This is a genomic window from Synechococcus sp. N32, from assembly GCF_900473895.1.
In the GTDB taxonomy this organism is placed as follows: Bacteria; Cyanobacteriota; Cyanobacteriia; order PCC-6307; family Cyanobiaceae; genus Parasynechococcus.
The window spans coordinates 125,594-142,458 of sequence record NZ_UCND01000015.1 but is presented as its reverse complement, the minus strand read 5'-3'; the positions used below and the strand labels follow the sequence as shown (position 1 = coordinate 142,458).

Below are 16,865 nucleotides of genomic sequence, written 5' to 3'. Positions count from 1 at the left end.
GCCATGACCACCACCAACTACGACCCACGCATCCTCAAGGCGCCGCACCCTGTCCCCGGTGCCCCGGACAACTGGAAGCGCTTCTTCAGCTTCAACACCGATGCCAAGGTGATCGGGATTCAGTACATCGCCACCTCGCTTTTCTTCCTGCTGGTGGGGGGATTGCTGGCGATGATCGTGCGCGGTGAGTTGATCACACCGCCGGCGGATCTGGTGGATCCGAGTGTTTACAACGGCCTCTACACCATGCATGGAACAGTGATGCTGTTCCTGTTCCTGTTCCCGATCCTCAACGGCTTCAACAACCTGTTGATCCCCACAATGATCGGTGCGCCGGACATGGCGTTTCCCAAACTGAATGCGGCCGCCTTCTGGTTGGTGCCGCTGTTCGCGGTGGTGTTGATGGGGAGTTTCTTCGCCCCCGGGGGGCCGGCGTCATCGGGGTGGTGGTCCTACCCACCAATGAGCCTGCAGAACCCCCTGAACCACTTCATCAACGGGCAGTTTCTCTGGATTCTTGCGGTGGCTCTTTCGGGGATCTCCTCGATCATGGGCGCCGTCAATTTCGTGACGACGATCATCCGGATGCGGGCCCCCGGCATGGGCTTCTTCAAGATGCCGATCTTCGTGTGGACCGCCTGGGCCGCTCAGACCATCCAGCTTGTCGGCCTGCCCGCTCTGACCGGTGGTGCGGTGATGCTGCTGTTCGACCTCAGCTTCGGCACCAGCTTTTTCAAGCCTGAAGGGGGCGGTGATCCCGTGCTGTTTCAGCACTTCTTCTGGTTCTATTCGCACCCAGCCGTGTACGTGCTGGTGTTGCCGGTGTTCGGCATCTTCTCCGAGCTGTTCCCGGTTTATTCCCGCAAACCCCTGTTCGGCTATCGCTTTGTGGCGATCGCCTCCTTCGGCATCACCTTCCTCAGCCTGATCGTGTGGGTGCACCACATGTTCTATTCGGGCACACCGATGTGGATGCGCAATCTGTTCATGGCCACCACGATGCTGATCGCCGTTCCCACCGGCGTGAAAGTGTTCGCCTGGCTGGGAACCCTGTGGAAAGGCAATCTCCGCCTCAGCACCCCGATGCTGTTCTGCCTCGGTGGCCTGTTCAACTTCATCTTCGCCGGCATCACCGGCGTGATGCTGGCCACCGTGCCCATCGACGTGCACGTGGGAAACACCTACTTCGTGGTGGCCCACTTCCACTACGTGATCTTCAACACGATCGGCTTCGGTGTGTTCGCCGGGATCTACCACTGGTTCCCCAAATTCACCGGCCGCATGTATTACGAGGGTCTTGGCAAGGTGCACTTCGCACTCACCTTCATCGGCGCCACCCTCAACTGGTTGCCCTTGCATTGGGCTGGGTTGCTGGGGATGCCGCGCCGGGTCGCCTCCTATGACCCTGAATTCGCCATCTGGAATGTGATCGCCAGCATCGGCGCCTTCATGCTCGGCGTCGCCTCGATCCCTTTCATCCTCAACATGGTGAGCTCCTGGGCCCGGGGGCCTCAGGCTCCCCCCAATCCTTGGCGGGCCATCGGCCTGGAGTGGCTGCTGCCCTCACCGCCACCGGCTGAAAACTTCGAGGACGACATCCCCACCGTGATCAGCGAGCCCTACGGCTACGGCCTGGGGCACCCCCTCGTTGAGGACGAGGAGTTCTACGTGCGCCGTTCCCAGGAGGCCTGAGCCGATGACCAGCGTCAATCCCGATCTGCAGCTGAATCACACCCCGGGCCATGTGAAGCACGACGGTCACAACATGACCGGTTTCGTGATCTTCCTCTGCTCTGAGAGCGTCATTTTTCTGGCCTTCTTTGCCGGCTACGCCGTGCTCAAGCTCACAGCCCCCCAATGGCTACCGGATGGCGTCGAAGGGCTGGAGGTGCGCATGCCGCTGATCAACAGTGTGGTGCTGGTGAGCTCCAGCTTTGTGGCCTATTTCGCTGAGCGCTATCTGCACAAGGGCAACCTCTGGGGCTTCCGGGCGGTGTGGCTGCTCACCATGGCGATGGGCTCCTATTTCATCTACGGCCAATACGTCGAATGGTCGGAACTCAGCTTCAGCCTCAGCAGCGGTGTGTTCGGCGGGATGTTCTATCTGCTCACTGGCTTTCACGGCCTTCACGTGATCACCGGCGTCCTGCTGATGGGCCTGATGTTGGCGCGTTCGTTTGTTCCCGGGAACTACGACAAAGGCGAGATGGGCGTTGCTGCGGTGAGCCTGTTCTGGCACTTCGTTGATGTGATCTGGATCCTTCTTTTCCTTCTGATCTACGTGTGGCAGTAATTCCATGATCATCGACGACAACCACTACGACGTGATCGTGATCGGCAGCGGCGCCGGCGGGGGAACCCTGGCGGGTGCTCTGAGCCGCAAGGGCAAGAGCGTGCTGGTGCTGGAGCGGGGCGGAGCGATGGCCCTCGAAGACCAGAACGTCGCCGACGTGGATCTGTTCCGCAAGGATCGCTACCACCCCAAGGGCGAACGCTGGTTCGGCCCTGACGGCGATCCCTTTGCCCCGCAAACCACCTACGCCCGCGGTGGCAACACCAAGATCTGGGGCGCGGTGCTGGAACGCATGCGTGAAAAGGATTTTGAGGAGGTGGCTCTTCAGGACGGCATCTCACCGGCATGGCCCCTGGATTACGCCGATCTGGAGCCCTACTACCAACAGGCCGAACAGCTGTATCGGGTGCATGGCAAGGCGGGGGTTGATCCCACCGAACCCAGGCGCAAGGGAGATTTCCTGGCGCCGCCCAAGCCCATCGAACCCTTCCTCGAACCCCTGCGCGGTGCCCTGCAGCGTCAGGGCTGTCAGCCCTACGACATCCCGATCAGTTGGTCGGAGGACGCCGACGATCCCAGTGGTGACGCCCAGTTGTTTGGGCTGCAGGTGGGTGAACCCAAACGGATCAGCGTGCGTGACAACGCACGGGTGTTGCGTTTGCACGTGAATCCCAGTGGCCGCGCCATCCGGGCTGTGGAAGCAGACGTGAACGGCGATGCCTGGCTGTTCAGTGCGGATGTGGTGGTGCTCGCTGCGGGGGCGATCAACACCCCTGCGATCTTGATGCGCTCCGACAATGCCCACCACCCCAAGGGCATCAGCAACGGATCGGATCAGGTGGGCCGGAACCTGATGAATCTGCAGCTCACCTCGATCCTGCAGCTGGCCACGGAACGCAACAGCGGCCGCTACGGACGCTCCCTGGCAAGCAACGACTACTACTGGGGAGACAAGAACGTCAGTTTTCCCCTGGGCCACATTCAGGCCGCCGGCGGCGTGCTGCAGGACGCGCTGTTTGCCGAGTCACCACCGGTGCTCTCGCTGGTGACCAAGCTCATCCCCGACTTTGGATTGGAGCGCCTGGCCTCCCGCTCGGTCGCCTGGTGGGCCATGACCGAGGTGCGTCCGGATCCCCACAACAAGGTGTGGCTCAACAACGAGCAGATCCGGATCAACTACATCGCCAACAACCGCGAGGCCCACGACCGGCTGGTGTACCGCTGGATCGACACCCTTAAAGAGGTGGAGAACGACCCGATCACCAAGGTGGTGCTGAAGGCACCCACCCATGCCCGTGGGGAAGCCCCCCTGAGCGTGGTGGGCTTTGGCTGCGGCACGTGCCGGATGGGAGAAGACGCCGCCAGTTCCGTGGTGGACCCCCGGGGTAAATGCCATGAGCTCGAGAACCTCTACATCGCCGACAGCAGCATTTTTCCCAGCTGCCCGAGCGTTGGCCCAGGCCTCACGGTGATTGCATTAGCGCTGCGGCTTGCCGATCACCTGAGCTAACGGGGCGCCGTCGACTACATCGTGACGAACTCCTCTGACACAGAGGGGTGCAGTGCCATGGTGCGATCGAAATCGGCCTTGGTGGCGCCCATCCCCACGGCAATCGCCGCCATCTGAATGATCTCCGCGGCATGCTCGCCCACCATATGGCAGCCCAGCACCCGATCGGTGGCCTTCTCCACCACCAACTTGAGCAGACAACGGGGGCCGGAAGCGGGCAGGGCCCGCGCCATGGACCGGAAGCGGGCGCGATGCACAACAACACCATCCACGCCATGGCGTTCGATGGCCTGTTCTTCCGAGAGGCCGACGGTCGCCAGCTCTGGATCGCTGAACACGGCACTGGCCACCAGGTCGTGGTTCACCTGTCGCTGACGCGACCCGAAGACGCTGTCGGCGAAGGCACGACCTTCATCAATGGCCACAGGCGTGAGGTTGACGCGATCGGTGACATCGCCGACGGCATGGATGTGGGGAACCGAGGTGCAGGAGTTGGCATCGACCCTGATGCGGCCGTTCTCGATCGCTATGCCAGCAGCATCCAGCCCAAGGTCCGCAAGCCAGGGGCGACGCCCGGTGGCCATCAACACACCGCCGCAAGCCAAAGACTCACCATTGCCCAGCCGCGCCGTCAGCGCCCCGGGCTCTCCCTCCACGGCCACCACCCTTTGCTCCAACAGCACCTCAATGCCCTGCTCACGCATGCCACCGAGCACGGCATCGGCCAACTCGGCATCAAAACCGCGCAGCAAGCGCGGACCACGCACCACCTGGGTGACCGCAACACCAAGGCCCCGCAGGATGCAGGCGAACTCGCAGGCAATGAAGCCTGCGCCCACCACCACCACGGCTGAGGGGACATCCTCCAGAAGGAACATGTCGTCGCTGACCGAGGTGTGTTCAACCCCAGGAATCTCCGGCCGGGCCGGCCGGCCACCAACCGCCACCAGAAAGCGCGGGGCCGAGAGTTCCTCTCGCACGGGCCCACCGCGTTGATCGGAAATGCCAATGCGATCTGCTGCCGTGAAGCGTCCCCAACCGGAAATCAACTGAACGCCGGCCTTCTCCAGAAATCCGAGATGGAGGGCATTGAGCCGATCCACCTCGGCGCGCACCCGACGCAGGAGATCAGGCACATCCGAACGCACCGAACCGATCTCAAGGCCGTAGGCCGAGGCATCCGCCAGTTGATGGCGGGCCTGGGTGCCGTACACCAAAAGCTTTTTGGGAACACAGCCGCGAATCACGCAGGTGCCGCCAACGCGATCGCCCTCCACGATGGCGACGCGGGCTCCATGACGGGCCGCGCGTTTCGCAGCAGCCAGCCCACCGGAGCCTGCGCCGAGCACAACCAGATCCAGATCAGCGCCCATAACAGAAGGGTGCTCGAGACGACGGGCGTCATCGTAAAGATGGCGTTATGGTCCGGGGAAGGTGGCCATAAAGGCCCAAGACGAGTCGGTCGTATTTCAACCGCGTCCTTAAACCATGAACCGTTCTTCCAAGCGCCGCAGGCAGCCGCCTGAACCTGAGCTGCCTCTCAAACGATCGCAACGCCGCGAGATCGTGATGATGATCACCAGCGACGACATGAAATTGCGGCTGAAGCAGTTGGCTGATCAGGGCCGCCAGCAGGACTGTCTGGCGCTGATGCACGAACTGGGCGACTGGCAGTCCTATGGACGGGCAACGCTTACGCCGATCCTGCATGCCCCTTTCATCGGAATCAGCTGAACCCCTGAGCTGGTCGGACCTGGCCAGGCTGGCGATGCCGGAACCGAATCGGATTGAAGGGCCGACCAGTGCCCAGGCCACGCTGCGCCTGTTCGGACAGCCTGAATCCAACGTGATGGTCACGCTGTACCGCGACCACCACGCCTGGTGCCCCTACTGCCAAAAAATCTGGCTGTGGCTGGAGTTCAAGCGCATTCCCTACCGGATCCGTAAAGTCACCATGCGTTGCTACGGCCCGAAGGAGCCGTGGTTCCTGGAGAAAGTGCCCTCAGGGATGTTGCCGGCCCTGGAGCTCAACGGGCGGCTGATCACCGAAAGCGACGACATCCTGCTGGCTCTCGAACAGCAGTTCGGGCCCCTGGGCATGGCGATGACAGCGCCGGAAGCTCTGGAGCTGCGCCGTCTTGAACGGCTGCTGTTTCAAGCCTGGTGCATCTGGCTGTGTTCACCACGGCTGAGTCCGAGACAACAGGTTCTGGCCCGAGAGCAGTTTCAAGACATCGCCCGGCGCTTCGAACGGGAGCTGAACCGGGAGGAAGGACCGTGGCTGCGGGGCCCGGAGCCGCAGACCGTGGATCTGATCTTCGTTCCCTACGTGGAACGGATGAATGCCTCGCTGGCTTATTACAAGGGATACCGGCTGAGGGCTGAGCATCCAGCTATTGACCGCTGGTTCCGTGCCCTGGAGCAACTGGAGACCTACCGCGGCACTCAAAGCGACTTCCACACTCATGCCCATGACCTGCCGCCCCAGATGGGCGGCTGCTGGCCCGACGATGGAGCGGAAGCAAAGCGCCTGGCCGAACGGATCGACCGAGGTGATGGCCTCGGCGAGGACGAAGCCTGCTGGGATGCGGACCATCAAGCCGATCAGGCCGTCATCGCCCTGAGCCGGGTGCTGCGTCACCAGCAACGGCTGCGCGAGGTGAACCCCATGGGTGCTGCAGCCTTTGACCAGCCCCTGCGCTGTGCCCTCACCCGGTTGGTTCGCAACACCCCCTGCCCGCCTCCAGCGGGGAGTGCCGCCGGGCTGCGCTATCTGCGCGATCGCATTTCGGTGCCAAGGGATATGCCGCTCCCGGCTGCTCGACTGCTGCGTCAAGCCCTTGAAGCCACCGCCCAGCTGGATGGCCCTGAGCAGGCCAAGCCCTTGCCGGTGAGGGATCGCTTTGATCAGGATCCCCGACCCTTCTTAGTTGGGTCATAGTGCGGGGGCGCCAACGCTGAGTCGTGCCCCTGCGGCTGCCCACTTACCAACCGATCCCCGCCCCCGATCGGGGGACCGATCTGATTGAGGTGTCAGCGGCGCAGCTGCAGCCGACCCAGTGGTGTGTGGGACTGGCGGAGATCTGGTCGCGCGAGAAGGATTTCGCCCAGGACACCCGTCAGCAGCGTCTTGACTACCTGCGCGGCAAACCGGTCCCTTTGATCCGATCTGCCGATGGCGCCATGTGGATGCTGGACCGGCACCACCGGCTGCGAGGCCTGATCGGCATTGATCCTGGTGCCACCACCTGGGGTTACGTGGTGGAGGGGCTGCCAACAGCCGACAGGAACGCTGTGCTGGCCTATCTGCACAACCAGGGCTGGCTCTACCTCTACGACGGACGAGGCAACGGCCCGCGCCCGGCCGAGCAGCTGCCCACGAGCCTGCTGGGACTGGACGACGATCCCTACAGGAGCCTCGTGTGGAAGCTGAAGCAGGAGGGGTGGATCAAGCCTCAGCCCCTGATCCCGTATCACGAGTTTCGTTGGGGTGCCTGGCTGCGCAGCCGGCCCCTGCCCCCCTTCAGCTCCAGGCGCCTGGAGCCGGCACTCGCAGCAGCCCGCCAGCTGGTGTGCTCAGCCGCTGCACAGGACATGCCGGGCTGGAAAGGTGACAAGAAAGCCTGCCGCTGATCAGCGCTTCTTGCGGGAATCGATCTGCAGCAAATCCTTCACCTTCTGCACCTGACCGGCGAGCTGGGGGTCGGAGGCCAGTTTTTTCTCCACCTGCTCGATCGCGTACATCACCGTGGTGTGGTCTTTTCCGCCGAAGTTGTCGCCGATCCTCGGCAGGCTGAGGTCGGTGCCCTGGCGCATGAGATACATCCCCACCTGACGGGCCTGGCTCACGGCGCGGCGACGGGTGCTGCTGCACATCTCCTCGGCCGTGACATCAAACACCTCAGACACCTTGTCGATCACCTGTTGCGGCGTGACCTCCACCCCCTGCCCTGTGGGGTCGAGCATCGGTGCCACGGATTCCACGGTCATCGGCAGCCCCGTGATGGAGGCGAAGGCCACAGCCCGGGTCAGGGCCCCTTCCAACTCGCGGATGTTCGAGGTGAAGCGACCGGCGATGTACTGGATCAGATCACGGGGCAGCGACATGCGCTCCTGCTCCGCTTTCTTCTGAAGAATCGCCATGCGTGTCTCCAGGTCAGGCGACTGAATGTCTGCGATCAGGCCCATCTGGAACCGGGAGATCAGGCGCTGCTGCAACCGGGGAATCTGGCTGGGGGGACGATCACTGGCGATCACCACCTGACGGCCTGCCTCATGCAGGGCATTGAAGGTGTGGAAGAACTCCTCCTGGGTGTACTCCTTGCCCTCGATGAATTGAATGTCGTCCACCAGGATCAGATCCGCGGCGCGGTAGCGATCGCGGAAGGCCTGCATGCCGTCCTTGCGGATGGCCTGGATCAGGTCGTTGGTGAAGGTTTCGGTGGAGACATAGGCCACCCGAGCCCCGGGGTCGATTTCCAACCGGTAATGACCAATGGCTTGCATCAGGTGGGTTTTGCCCAGGCCCACACCGCCGCAGATGAACAGGGGGTTGAACTCCCTGCCCGGTGCTTCGGCCACAGCCAAAGCCGCCGCATGGGCCATTCGGCTGTTGGGGCCGACCACAAAACGGCCGAACACGTAGCGGGGATTGAGCCCGGGCAGGTAGCGGCGTGGGGAGCCGTTCCGCACTGGAGCCGATGCCGACTCCTGGGCCGCTGGAGGCGGCGCCGCATCTGCAGCGGCTGAGGCCTCATCGGTGGCATCCGGCAGCGGCAAGGCGGTTTCCGCCAGCACCGTCACCTGGACGGGCTGACCGCTGATGCTGCTGGCCATTTCGGCGATCGTGGGCAGCAGCTGCTCCCGCAGACGAACGCTGGCAAAGGGATTCGGGGCCAGAAGCTTCAGCTCTCCATTGGCAAAGCCGCTGCAACCCGTGGGGCGAATGAAGGTCTCGAAGGTGGGCTTGCTCAGCTTCGCCTGCAACCCATCCCGCACCTTGATCCAGAGCTCTTCGCCCGTCTGCGCCAAAACCGCCCATCGCCCGAGCGCTGAATCTACGCATGCCGATCCGCTCAGGCCGTCTTAAATGCATCAGCACACATCTCGTCGTGATGCCCAACGCCCAGCATTGGCTCGCCATCGCCCTGGCCGGGAGCGCACTCTCCGGGTGCAGCCTTGTGAGAGACCAGCTGGGTCTGACCTTCAAGCCACCGATGACGGCGCCACCGGTGGTGCACGATCAGCCCCGCAGCGCGCCTCTGCAACCGGGGGACAACGTGATCGTGAAGGCGGTGGATCGCGTCGGTCCGGCGGTGGTGCGCATCGATGTGGTGAAGGAGATCTCCAACCCCTTCGGAGGGATTTTTGGGATGGGTCCCTCCAGCCAGCGGCAGCAGGGCCAGGGCTCCGGCTTCATCACCCGGGCCAGCGGCCTGATCTTCACCAATGAGCACGTGGTGCGTGGTGCCGATCAGGTGGCGGTAACCCTGCCGGACGGACGCAATTTCAAGGGCAAGGTTCTCGGCACCGACCCCCTCACCGACGTGGCGGTGGTGAAAGTGGTGGCCGACAACCTGCCGGTGGCGGCCCTGGGCAACTCCGACCAGCTCAAGCCGGGGGAATGGGCCATTGCCATCGGCAATCCCTTCGGCCTGAACAACACCGTGACGGCCGGCATCATCAGCGCCGTCGGCCGCCTCAATGCGATCGGTGACGGCCAGCGGGTTCCCTACATCCAGACCGATGCAGCGGTGAACCCCGGCAACAGCGGCGGCCCGTTGATCAATGCCGCCGGTCAGGTGATCGGCATCAACACAGCGATCCGCACGGCCCCAGGTGGCGGATTGAGTTTTGCGGTTCCGATCAACCTGGCCAAGCGGATCGCGCAACAGATCGTCAGCACCGGCCAGGCGTCCCATCCCTTCATCGGCGTGCAGCTGATGAACCTCACACCGCAGCTGGCGCGGGAAATCAACGCCACCAACAGCGCCTGCACGGTGCCCGAGCTGAATGGCGTGTTGGTGAAGGAGGTGGTGAAAGGCACTCCGGCCGCTGCTGCCGACATCCGCCAGTGCGATCTGATCCTCAAGGTGGAAGACAACCCCGTTCAAACCCCCACCGAAGTGCAACTCGCCGTGGACCGCGGCCAGGTGGGGGAACCGATGCAGCTCACCCTTCAACGCAACGGAAGGGAGCTGATCGTGCAGGTGCGCCCGCGGGAACTGCCCCGCAACAACTGAGATGGTGCAGATCGTTGTGATGGCCCGCTGGCCATCACCGGGCCGATGCAAACGCCGCTTGAGCAGCGATCTCAACCATGAGCTGGGCTTGGCCAACAGCAGCGAACGCGCCACAAGGATCCAACGGCGGCTCACGCAGCACACCGCTGCGGTGGTGCGGGGCCTCGCCGGCGCAATGGAGATCGAGCCGGTGCTGGCGGTGAGCGGACTCGCCCCCCGTGCGGCCGATCGCTGGGGGAAACAGCTGGGGCTGGGGCAGGTGCGGCTGCAGGGGAGGGGGCAACTCGGCACCCGATTGAGACGGCAATTGATGCACGGCCATCGCCACAACAGGCCCTGCCTCGTGATCGGCACGGATCTGCCCGAACTCAATCCCGATGATTTGAGGCAGGCCGTTGAGCACTTGGAGCAGCATGACCTGGTGTTGGGGCCAGCCTCCGATGGGGGCTACTGGCTGCTGGGGATCGGTGCATCCCTGATCCGCAGCCCGCAGCACTGGCCGCTGATCGGCATTCCCTGGGGCGGCCCCAGGGTGCTGGAGGCAACGCTGGAGGCGGCGCGCAGGCGGCAGCTGTCATCGGCCCTCGTGGCCCAACGGAATGATCTGGATCACTGGAGCGATCTGAGGCCATGGCAGGGCTGAGCGTTGTGATTCCAACCCTGGAGGAAGCCAGCAGGCTGCCGCTGCTGCTGGCGGATCTGCAGCGATGGCCGGGGGAGTTGGAGGTAATCGTCTCTGACGCGGGAAGCAGGGATCACACCCGGGCGGTGGCTCAGCTGGCCGGCGCCACCGTGCTCGACAGCCCCACCGCCGGACGGGGACCACAGCTGCGCTGGGGCGTTGGCCACAGCTCCCATGCCTGGGTGCTGGTGCTGCACGCCGACAGCCGCCTGCCGGACACCTGGCACAACAAGGTGGGAGCGATTCTGAACAGGCCGGAGGCTCACCTGAGCGCCTGGTGCTTCGACTTCAAGGTGGAGACGCATGGGCGGCCGATGCTGTGGCTGCTGGAGCGGATGGTGAACCTGCGCAGCCGTTGGCTGCAACGCCCTTACGGCGATCAGGGCCTGTTGATTCAGCGCCAGCTTTATGAGCGCGTGGGCGGCTACCGGCCCCTGGCACTGATGGAAGACCTGGACCTGGTGGAACGCCTGAGCCAGGTCGCCCCCCTGCGTTCATTGAACTGTGCCCTGCTCACCAGCGCAGAGCGCTGGCAGAAGCGAAGCGTGCTGGTGCAGGCCTGGCGTAATGCCCGGCTGCGCTGGCTGTGGCGGCAGGGGCGATCAACGGAGCAGCTGTTGCGGCTCTACCGGCGCTGAAGGGGCCGATCAGTTGGCGTACCAGAAGGCACAGCGATGGCCCTGGGGCTCGAGATCCCAGCCCTGGCCCTGATAGAAGCTGACGACGCCCGGATCGGCAAACAGGCTGACCCGCTCAGTTCCCATCTGATCAAGGGCCTCGAGGATGTAGGCCATCATCTGCTTGCCCAGGCCATTGCCCTGGTACAGGGGATGCACGGCCACGTCCCAGACGGTGGCTTCAAACACACCGTCACCGGTGCAGCGCGCAAACCCCACCAGACGGGGCACCCGTGGGTCGTGCCGCCAGAGGCCAACTTTGAGCAGGCTGTGGCTGAGGGCTTTGCGCACCCGGCGAATCGGCCGGCGGCTCCAGCCCACCGCTTCCAGCAATTGCTCGAGTTCCACCAGATCGAAGGGGTACTCCTGACTGAACACCAAGGTGATCTGGTCATTGGCGCAGGGGCAGAGGCGCGCCCCCTGGCCGTACTGCTCCAACAGAGGATCAGCAGGAATGGGCAGAGGAGCGATCACAGACGCGCCAACCCCCGCTCCTGCAGATCAGCCAGCTGGGCGTAGAGCCCGCCACGGGCCCTTAGCTCGCGATGGGTTCCCTGCTCGATCAGTTCACCGCGGCGCAGCACAAGAATGCGGTCCGAGGCTTCCACCGTGGCCAGGCGATGGGCAATGACGATGGCGGTGCGCTTTTGCAGAAGCCGATCAAGATCAGCCTGCAGCGTCGCTTCCGTTGAAGGGTCCATGAAGGCGGTGGCTTCATCCATCACCAACACCGTTGGCTTGCGGATCGCCACCCGGGCCACCGCAAGCAGTTGGCGCTCTCCTGAAGAGAGGTTGCCGCCCCGCTCGCGCAGCTCCGTCTCCAGGCCGTTGGGAAGCTTGGCCAACAGCTCGTTGAGACCAAGCTCAGCACAGACCTGAGCCAGCTCTGGATCACTCACCGACGCATTGAGCCGGAGGTTGTCGGCCACATTGCCGCTGAACAGGAACGTGTCTTGAAGCACGACGCCCAGCTCACGCCGGAGATCGGCCATCGGGATCGTGCGGATGTCCCGTCCATCCAGAAGGATGCGCCCCTGCTGGGGTTCATAGAGGCGGCAGAGCAGGCGGATGATCGTGCTTTTGCCCGACCCCGTGGGGCCCACCAGGGCGACATGTTCTCCGGGGGCGATGCGGAAGGAGAGGTTGCGGAGGATCGGATCGTCCGGCCGATAGGCGAAGCTCACGTTCTCGAAGATCACCTCGCCGCCACCGCCACTCACGTGGGGGAGAACCCCTTTGGCCTCAGCGATCTCGAGGGGCTCCTCCATCAACTCGCCGATGCGTTCGACCGCCGTCAGCCCACCCTGGATCTGGGTGAAACGCTCCGCCAGCTGACGCAGCGGATCGAAGAGGCGTTGGGAGGCCAAGATGAAGGTGGTAAGGGTGCCTAGACCCATGGCGCCATTGGTCACCATCAAGCCGCCAAGGGCCAGAACTAAGGCAATGGCGGCCAGAGCCACCCATTCCAGGAAGGCTGAAATGCTGCTGTCGAAAAAGATCGTTCCGTTCACAGCGCTGCGGTAGTGCATGCCGGTGCGCAGGAAGCGGGCGCTGTTGACCGTTTCACGGCCATACATCTGAACCACCTCGAGGCCCTGGAGGTTCTCCTGGAAGTCGGCATTGAGCTGGGAAAGCTCTTCACGCACGCGGTAATTGGCCTTGCGGTAACGGCGCTGCAGCCAAAGCACGGCCAGGGTGACGGGCACCTGCGTGAACAACAGCAGCAGCCCCAGCCTCCACTCGATGAACAACATCGTTGAGGCCAGCACCAGCAGGCTCACCAGATCATTGAGCACCCCCACGGCACCACTGCCAAACACCTCAGCCAGGGCATCCACATCGCTGGTGAGCCGTGTGAGCAACTTGCCCACCGGCATGCGGTCGTGAAACCGCAGGGACAGCGACAACGCATGTTCAAACAGGTCGTCGCGGATTCGAGCTGTGAGCCGTTGTCCGACGGCCAGGATGCTGAATTGCTGCACCCCCTGCAGGCCGAGCCGCATTAGCACGGAAACGAAGTAGAGCCCAATGATCACGCGGATCGAAGCCGAGAGGCTCATCCCCGAAAGGAAGGGAAGACTGGGCTCTCCGCGCAGGACGCTGACGGCCTGACCGAGCAGAACGGGCTGCAGTGCTCCGGCAAAGGCCAAGGGCAGCAGCAGCAGCAGGGCCACCAGCAGCCGCCGGCGATCCCGCACGAGATAACGGCCCAGACGACGGACCCGGCGCCAGTCGGCGACGGCCCCCATCAGCTGGAGCTCCCGACGGGTGTTGCTGCGCGGATCGCATCAACGATGGAGGCCAAGGGGCCGTGGTCGAGGCGAACCGACAGGGGGTGCCCCACCAGTCGAGCTGTGGAGTGGAACAGGTCTTCGATGGCGATCAGGCCGTTCTCCCGCAGGGTGCGACCGGTGGCCACCAGGTCGACAATCGCTTCTGACATACCGGTGATTGGCCCCAGCTCCACCGAGCCATTGAGGTGAACCAACTCAACGGGAAGGTCGAGGGCATCGAAATATTCCCGGGCGCAGTGGGTGAATTTGCTGGCAACGCGGCAGTGGGCGGGCAGATCAGCGGCCCGGGTGTAACCACTGCTCTCATGAACCGCCACAGCCATGCGGCAGCCGCCAAAGCCCAGGTCCACCAGTTGAGCAACGGGGAGTTGATGCTCCTTGAGCACGTCGTAACCCACCACCCCCAGCTGAGCCTGGCCGTAGGCCACATAGGTGGGCACATCGCCGTTGCGAACCAGCAGGGCCCGGGCGCGCCCGCAGGGGGTGGGCACCATCAACTGGCGGTTGTTCTTGTCCAGAACAGCGGAGAAATCAAGACCAGCCGCCGCAAAGCGGGCCACCGAGTCTTTGAGCAGCGCTCCTTTGGCCAACGCGACGGTGATCATGTGTCCAGCGCTGACCGGTTAACCAGGCAGGACTTTAACGATGCATTCCTCACTTCATGCCCTGCCGGTGCTCCAGGACAACGTGATCTGGATCTGGGTGAGGGGCGCGGAGGCCGTGGTGATCGACCCCGCCGTGGCGCCGCCGGTGCGCGAGTGGCTGGACGAACGGCAGTTGAGCCTGGCCGCCGTGCTGCAGACCCATCACCACGCCGACCACATCGGCGGCACACCGGAGTTGCTGGAACGCTGGCCCCAGGCTGCGGTGATTGCCTCCGCTGAGGACAGGGAGCGGATTCCTTTTCAGACGATGCCGGTACGGGATGGGGACCAGATCACTGTTCTTGGCCATGAGGTGGAGGTGCTGGACGTGGCGGCTCACACCCGGGCCCACATCGCCTTTTTCATCCCGAACCCACAGGGCGGCGAGATCGGGCCCCTGTTGTTCTGCGGAGACACCCTGTTCAGCGGGGGCTGTGGCCGACTGTTTGAAGGCAGCGCTGAACAGATGCATCAGGCCCTGCAGAAGCTGGCGGAACTGCCCGAGGCCACAAGGGTTTGTTGCGCCCACGAGTACACCGAGGCCAACCTGCAATGGGCCGTGGAGCAACGCCCCAGCGACGCCGTTCTGGCTGAGCGCTACCGGGAGGTGCGGAGGCTCCGTGCCCAAGGAGAGCTCAGCCTGCCCAGCAGCATCGGCATGGAACACCGCACCAACCTGTTCATGCAGGCCGGTTCAGCCGCGGAGTTGGCCGTGCTGCGCCAGCACAAGGACCAGTGGCGGCCGGCATGAGCGATGGCGAAGCAGGGGATCACCAACGGCGATGATCGTTGCGACTGCTGTTGAGAACCAACCCATGAGCGCCAAGGCCATCACCACTCAAGACGCCCCTGCACCGGTTGGGCCTTACAACCAGGCAGTGCTGGCCGGCGAGTGGCTCTATTGCTCCGGGCAGATTCCACTGGATCCAGCCACCGGCGAGATGGTGGGGAACGGAGATGTGGCGGCAGAAACACATCAGGTGCTGAAAAACCTCTGTGCTGTGCTGAAAGAAGCAGGCGCCACCCCGGCTCAGGTGGTGCGCACCACGGTGTTCCTGGCAGACCTGGGCGATTTCGCAACGGTGAATGGCATCTACGCCGAGGTGTTCGGCGAAGGGGTCAGCCCAGCGCGCGCCTGCGTTCAGGTGGCAGCCCTTCCCAAGGGAGCGAGAGTGGAAATCGACTGCGTCGCCTGGCTCGGCAGCTGAGCCTGGCCCGCGGGGGCATAGGTTGGAACTGGCTTCAGTGGTCCTATGCCTCAGGCAAAACTCACCATCGGTGAATTAGAGGCGGGCTATCCGATGTATTGCAAGGCGCTGCGGCGTCTCCTCCAGCAGGGAAAAACCGTTCAAGACATTGAGCGCACCGTCTGCTGGGGGCATCTGGAAACGCTCAACCGCTGCCTGCCCACCCGCTACAAATCGCCCTCCTACCTGCTGGCCCTGATTCGCCGCGACCTGGAGAACCCCAAAGAGGATTGAGACCGGTTGTCTCAGCGTTTTCCCAGCGTTGTCGTGGCCAACGCTTCAATTTGAACTGAAAACAGGCGTTAAACCAGGCTGAGTAGCAAGGGCCTGGTATGAGCCGCTGTATTTTTCGCAAGCCCAGAAGGCGACTCAAGCTGAGTCAGGGACTCGGCGTAGTAACGGTGATGCTGGGAGCTGCCCTTTGCCTGGAACTGCAGAGCGAGCTGAATCCCAAGCCGTCGACGATGCAGGGGACACCCCTGCTGGGGCTGGGAGAACGCGGGACAATGCAGGGATGGAGATCGAACAGCTCGAGCAGATTGCCGCAGTGATCGTGACGGCAGGGCTGGTGGCCGGAAATTTCCTGATGTTCACCCCCTGGCGCAATGGGGAGGATCCAAGGCAGCGGCAACCGCAGAGCCTGATGCCCCAGAACGAGTCTGTTGTTTCAGATCGCGCGAAGACGTACGCCATGGAGGCATCCCAACGCTTGGATTCGTGATCTCCTTAGGGTGATCTGATGCACCCACTCGAGCTGTTCGATCGTTTTCGTCGCTGGTTTGGCTGGGTCGCACCAGGACGCCAGCTGTGGGAACGCAATCCTCAGCAAGTGGCCCCAAATCGATCTGATGACTGGCTCTTGGAGCCCCCGAGCCTGGAGGAAGCTCGTTTGCTGTTTCCTCAGTTGGATGAGGAGCGGGCCTTGCTTCGCTACCAGCAACTCCGCCTGGAAATGCGGGAACGTGACGGCCGCGGTTTTTGATCAGCCAGACCACGGTGCCGCCGGTGCCCTGAGTCAATGCGCCAGTTAGCTCATGTATCGAGCTGAACAGTTGAGCCATAACTGAGGTTCTATGGCACGGGCTAAGACCAGCTAAATCAAGGTGAATACCTCAGCCGGGTTGCGATTGGAGACAGCACCCTGCTTTCTTATGCCGCAACGGTGCAGCCCGATCTAGCTCGCTTCTGGAGCCCAAAGCTTGCAGCGGGTCTGGCTACTCCTTGTCTTTCCTCAGCTTCTCGAAAGCTGCCATCACGTTGGCAGTGGCTACCGCCT

19 protein-coding genes are annotated in these 16,865 nt (G+C 63.4%); 14 read left to right on the top strand and 5 right to left on the bottom strand.

The annotated features are described in order from the left end of the window. Positions 1–3: 3 nt before the first annotated feature. Genes DXY35_RS09175 through DXY35_RS09165 form a run of 3 tightly spaced genes read left to right on the top strand, consistent with a single transcriptional unit; the run spans position 4 to position 3,803 of the window. On the top strand, positions 4–1,692 hold the full coding sequence (locus tag DXY35_RS09175) for a cbb3-type cytochrome c oxidase subunit I (protein ID WP_115082050.1): 1,689 nt from the start codon (positions 4–6) through the stop codon (positions 1,690–1,692). 4 nt (positions 1,693–1,696) lie between these two features. Continuing rightward, complete coding sequence (locus tag DXY35_RS09170) at positions 1,697–2,293, top strand: heme-copper oxidase subunit III (RefSeq protein WP_115082049.1); 597 nt, start codon at positions 1,697–1,699, stop codon at positions 2,291–2,293. A 4-nt stretch (positions 2,294–2,297) separates the two neighbouring features. Further along, positions 2,298–3,803 carry a GMC oxidoreductase gene (locus DXY35_RS09165; RefSeq protein WP_115082048.1) on the top strand — a complete coding sequence of 502 codons (1,506 nt, stop codon included), beginning with the start codon at positions 2,298–2,300 and terminating at the stop codon, positions 3,801–3,803. Between the two features lie 14 nt (positions 3,804–3,817). Here the strand turns inward: DXY35_RS09165 and gorA are convergent, their stop codons facing one another. Then, complete coding sequence (gene gorA, locus DXY35_RS09160) at positions 3,818–5,176, bottom strand: glutathione-disulfide reductase (RefSeq protein WP_115082047.1); 1,359 nt, start codon at positions 5,174–5,176, stop codon at positions 3,818–3,820. A gap of 115 nt (positions 5,177–5,291) precedes the next feature. Between gorA and DXY35_RS09155 the strand changes: the two genes are divergently transcribed. Genes DXY35_RS09155 through DXY35_RS09145 form a run of 3 tightly spaced genes read left to right on the top strand, consistent with a single transcriptional unit; the run spans position 5,292 to position 7,436 of the window. Beyond that, on the top strand, positions 5,292–5,537 hold the full coding sequence (locus tag DXY35_RS09155; RefSeq protein WP_244273060.1) for a hypothetical protein: 246 nt from the start codon (positions 5,292–5,294) through the stop codon (positions 5,535–5,537). Then, positions 5,512–6,744, top strand: a complete 1,233-nt coding sequence (locus tag DXY35_RS09150) for a glutathione S-transferase family protein (protein ID WP_115082046.1) — start codon at positions 5,512–5,514, stop codon at positions 6,742–6,744. The genes DXY35_RS09155 and DXY35_RS09150 overlap by 26 nt, the downstream gene beginning before the upstream one ends. Positions 6,745–6,767: 23 nt before the next feature. Continuing rightward, positions 6,768–7,436 (top strand): ParB-like protein, encoded by a 669-nt coding sequence (locus tag DXY35_RS09145; protein WP_115082045.1) that lies wholly within the window; start codon positions 6,768–6,770, stop codon positions 7,434–7,436. On the opposite strand, the gene dnaA is transcribed toward DXY35_RS09145, so the two are convergent. Further along, positions 7,437–8,834, bottom strand: a complete 1,398-nt coding sequence (dnaA, locus tag DXY35_RS09140; protein WP_115082044.1) for a chromosomal replication initiator protein DnaA — start codon at positions 8,832–8,834, stop codon at positions 7,437–7,439. 83 nt (positions 8,835–8,917) lie between these two features. Between dnaA and DXY35_RS09135 the strand changes: the two genes are divergently transcribed. The 3 genes from DXY35_RS09135 to DXY35_RS09125 are packed head-to-tail and all read left to right on the top strand — an operon-like array spanning position 8,918 to position 11,365. Then, positions 8,918–10,045 (top strand): trypsin-like peptidase domain-containing protein, encoded by a 1,128-nt coding sequence (locus DXY35_RS09135; RefSeq protein WP_244273149.1) that lies wholly within the window; start codon positions 8,918–8,920, stop codon positions 10,043–10,045. Between the two features lies 1 nt (position 10,046). Beyond that, positions 10,047–10,688, top strand: a complete 642-nt coding sequence (locus tag DXY35_RS09130; RefSeq protein WP_115082042.1) for a TIGR04282 family arsenosugar biosynthesis glycosyltransferase — start codon at positions 10,047–10,049, stop codon at positions 10,686–10,688. After that, positions 10,676–11,365 carry a TIGR04283 family arsenosugar biosynthesis glycosyltransferase gene (locus DXY35_RS09125; RefSeq protein WP_115082041.1) on the top strand — a complete coding sequence of 230 codons (690 nt, stop codon included), beginning with the start codon at positions 10,676–10,678 and terminating at the stop codon, positions 11,363–11,365. Before DXY35_RS09130 ends, DXY35_RS09125 begins: the two co-directional genes overlap by 13 nt. A 9-nt stretch (positions 11,366–11,374) precedes the next feature. On the opposite strand, the gene DXY35_RS09120 is transcribed toward DXY35_RS09125, so the two are convergent. From DXY35_RS09120 to hisG, 3 genes are read right to left on the bottom strand one after another with little or no spacing between them, the layout of a single operon-like run. Then, entirely contained in the window at positions 11,375–11,878 is a 504-nt protein-coding gene (locus tag DXY35_RS09120; protein WP_115082040.1) for a GNAT family N-acetyltransferase, read from the bottom strand. Then, positions 11,875–13,653, bottom strand: a complete 1,779-nt coding sequence (locus DXY35_RS09115; protein ID WP_115082039.1) for an ABC transporter ATP-binding protein — start codon at positions 13,651–13,653, stop codon at positions 11,875–11,877. Before DXY35_RS09115 ends, DXY35_RS09120 begins: the two co-directional genes overlap by 4 nt. Then, positions 13,653–14,303, bottom strand: coding sequence for an ATP phosphoribosyltransferase (hisG, locus tag DXY35_RS09110; protein ID WP_115082038.1), 651 nt, complete (start codon positions 14,301–14,303; stop codon positions 13,653–13,655). Before hisG ends, DXY35_RS09115 begins: the two co-directional genes overlap by 1 nt. Before the next feature lie 40 nt (positions 14,304–14,343). On the opposite strand from hisG, the gene gloB reads away from it, so the two are divergent. From gloB to DXY35_RS09085, 5 genes are all read left to right on the top strand, one after another. Beyond that, the gene (gene gloB, locus DXY35_RS09105; RefSeq protein ID WP_115082037.1) at positions 14,344–15,093 is read left to right on the top strand and encodes a hydroxyacylglutathione hydrolase; all 750 of its coding nucleotides are present in this window, start codon (positions 14,344–14,346) and stop codon (positions 15,091–15,093) included. A 64-nt stretch (positions 15,094–15,157) separates the two neighbouring features. Then, positions 15,158–15,550: a RidA family protein gene (locus DXY35_RS09100; protein WP_114988626.1), complete on the top strand. Its 393-nt coding sequence runs from the start codon at positions 15,158–15,160 to the stop codon at positions 15,548–15,550. 45 nt (positions 15,551–15,595) lie between these two features. Next, positions 15,596–15,823 carry a DUF3136 domain-containing protein gene (locus tag DXY35_RS09095; RefSeq protein ID WP_006850228.1) on the top strand — a complete coding sequence of 76 codons (228 nt, stop codon included), beginning with the start codon at positions 15,596–15,598 and terminating at the stop codon, positions 15,821–15,823. A 187-nt stretch (positions 15,824–16,010) separates the two neighbouring features. Then, on the top strand, positions 16,011–16,310 hold the full coding sequence (locus tag DXY35_RS09090; RefSeq protein ID WP_244273058.1) for a hypothetical protein: 300 nt from the start codon (positions 16,011–16,013) through the stop codon (positions 16,308–16,310). Between the two features lie 18 nt (positions 16,311–16,328). Further along, positions 16,329–16,571 carry a hypothetical protein gene (locus tag DXY35_RS09085; RefSeq protein ID WP_115082035.1) on the top strand — a complete coding sequence of 81 codons (243 nt, stop codon included), beginning with the start codon at positions 16,329–16,331 and terminating at the stop codon, positions 16,569–16,571. Positions 16,572–16,865: the final 294 nt, after the last annotated feature.

Bases quoted from the DNA above. Each gene is read 5' to 3' on its own strand.
- DXY35_RS09175 (WP_115082050.1), top strand. From the start codon at position 4: ATGACCACCACCAACTACGACCCACGCATCCTCAAGGCGCCGCACCCT.
- DXY35_RS09170 (WP_115082049.1), top strand. From the start codon at position 1,697: ATGACCAGCGTCAATCCCGATCTGCAGCTGAATCACACCCCGGGCCAT.
- DXY35_RS09165 (WP_115082048.1), top strand. From the start codon at position 2,298: ATGATCATCGACGACAACCACTACGACGTGATCGTGATCGGCAGCGGC.
- gorA (WP_115082047.1), bottom strand. From the start codon at position 5,176: ATGGGCGCTGATCTGGATCTGGTTGTGCTCGGCGCAGGCTCCGGTGGG.
- DXY35_RS09155 (WP_244273060.1), top strand. From the start codon at position 5,292: ATGAACCGTTCTTCCAAGCGCCGCAGGCAGCCGCCTGAACCTGAGCTG.
- DXY35_RS09150 (WP_115082046.1), top strand. From the start codon at position 5,512: ATGCCCCTTTCATCGGAATCAGCTGAACCCCTGAGCTGGTCGGACCTG.
- DXY35_RS09135 (WP_244273149.1), top strand. From the start codon at position 8,918: ATGCCCAACGCCCAGCATTGGCTCGCCATCGCCCTGGCCGGGAGCGCA.
- DXY35_RS09130 (WP_115082042.1), top strand. From the start codon at position 10,047: ATGGTGCAGATCGTTGTGATGGCCCGCTGGCCATCACCGGGCCGATGC.
- DXY35_RS09125 (WP_115082041.1), top strand. From the start codon at position 10,676: ATGGCAGGGCTGAGCGTTGTGATTCCAACCCTGGAGGAAGCCAGCAGG.
- DXY35_RS09115 (WP_115082039.1), bottom strand. From the start codon at position 13,653: ATGGGGGCCGTCGCCGACTGGCGCCGGGTCCGTCGTCTGGGCCGTTAT.
- hisG (WP_115082038.1), bottom strand. From the start codon at position 14,303: ATGATCACCGTCGCGTTGGCCAAAGGAGCGCTGCTCAAAGACTCGGTG.
- gloB (WP_115082037.1), top strand. From the start codon at position 14,344: ATGCATTCCTCACTTCATGCCCTGCCGGTGCTCCAGGACAACGTGATC.
- DXY35_RS09100 (WP_114988626.1), top strand. From the start codon at position 15,158: ATGAGCGCCAAGGCCATCACCACTCAAGACGCCCCTGCACCGGTTGGG.
- DXY35_RS09095 (WP_006850228.1), top strand. From the start codon at position 15,596: ATGCCTCAGGCAAAACTCACCATCGGTGAATTAGAGGCGGGCTATCCG.
- DXY35_RS09085 (WP_115082035.1), top strand. From the start codon at position 16,329: ATGCACCCACTCGAGCTGTTCGATCGTTTTCGTCGCTGGTTTGGCTGG.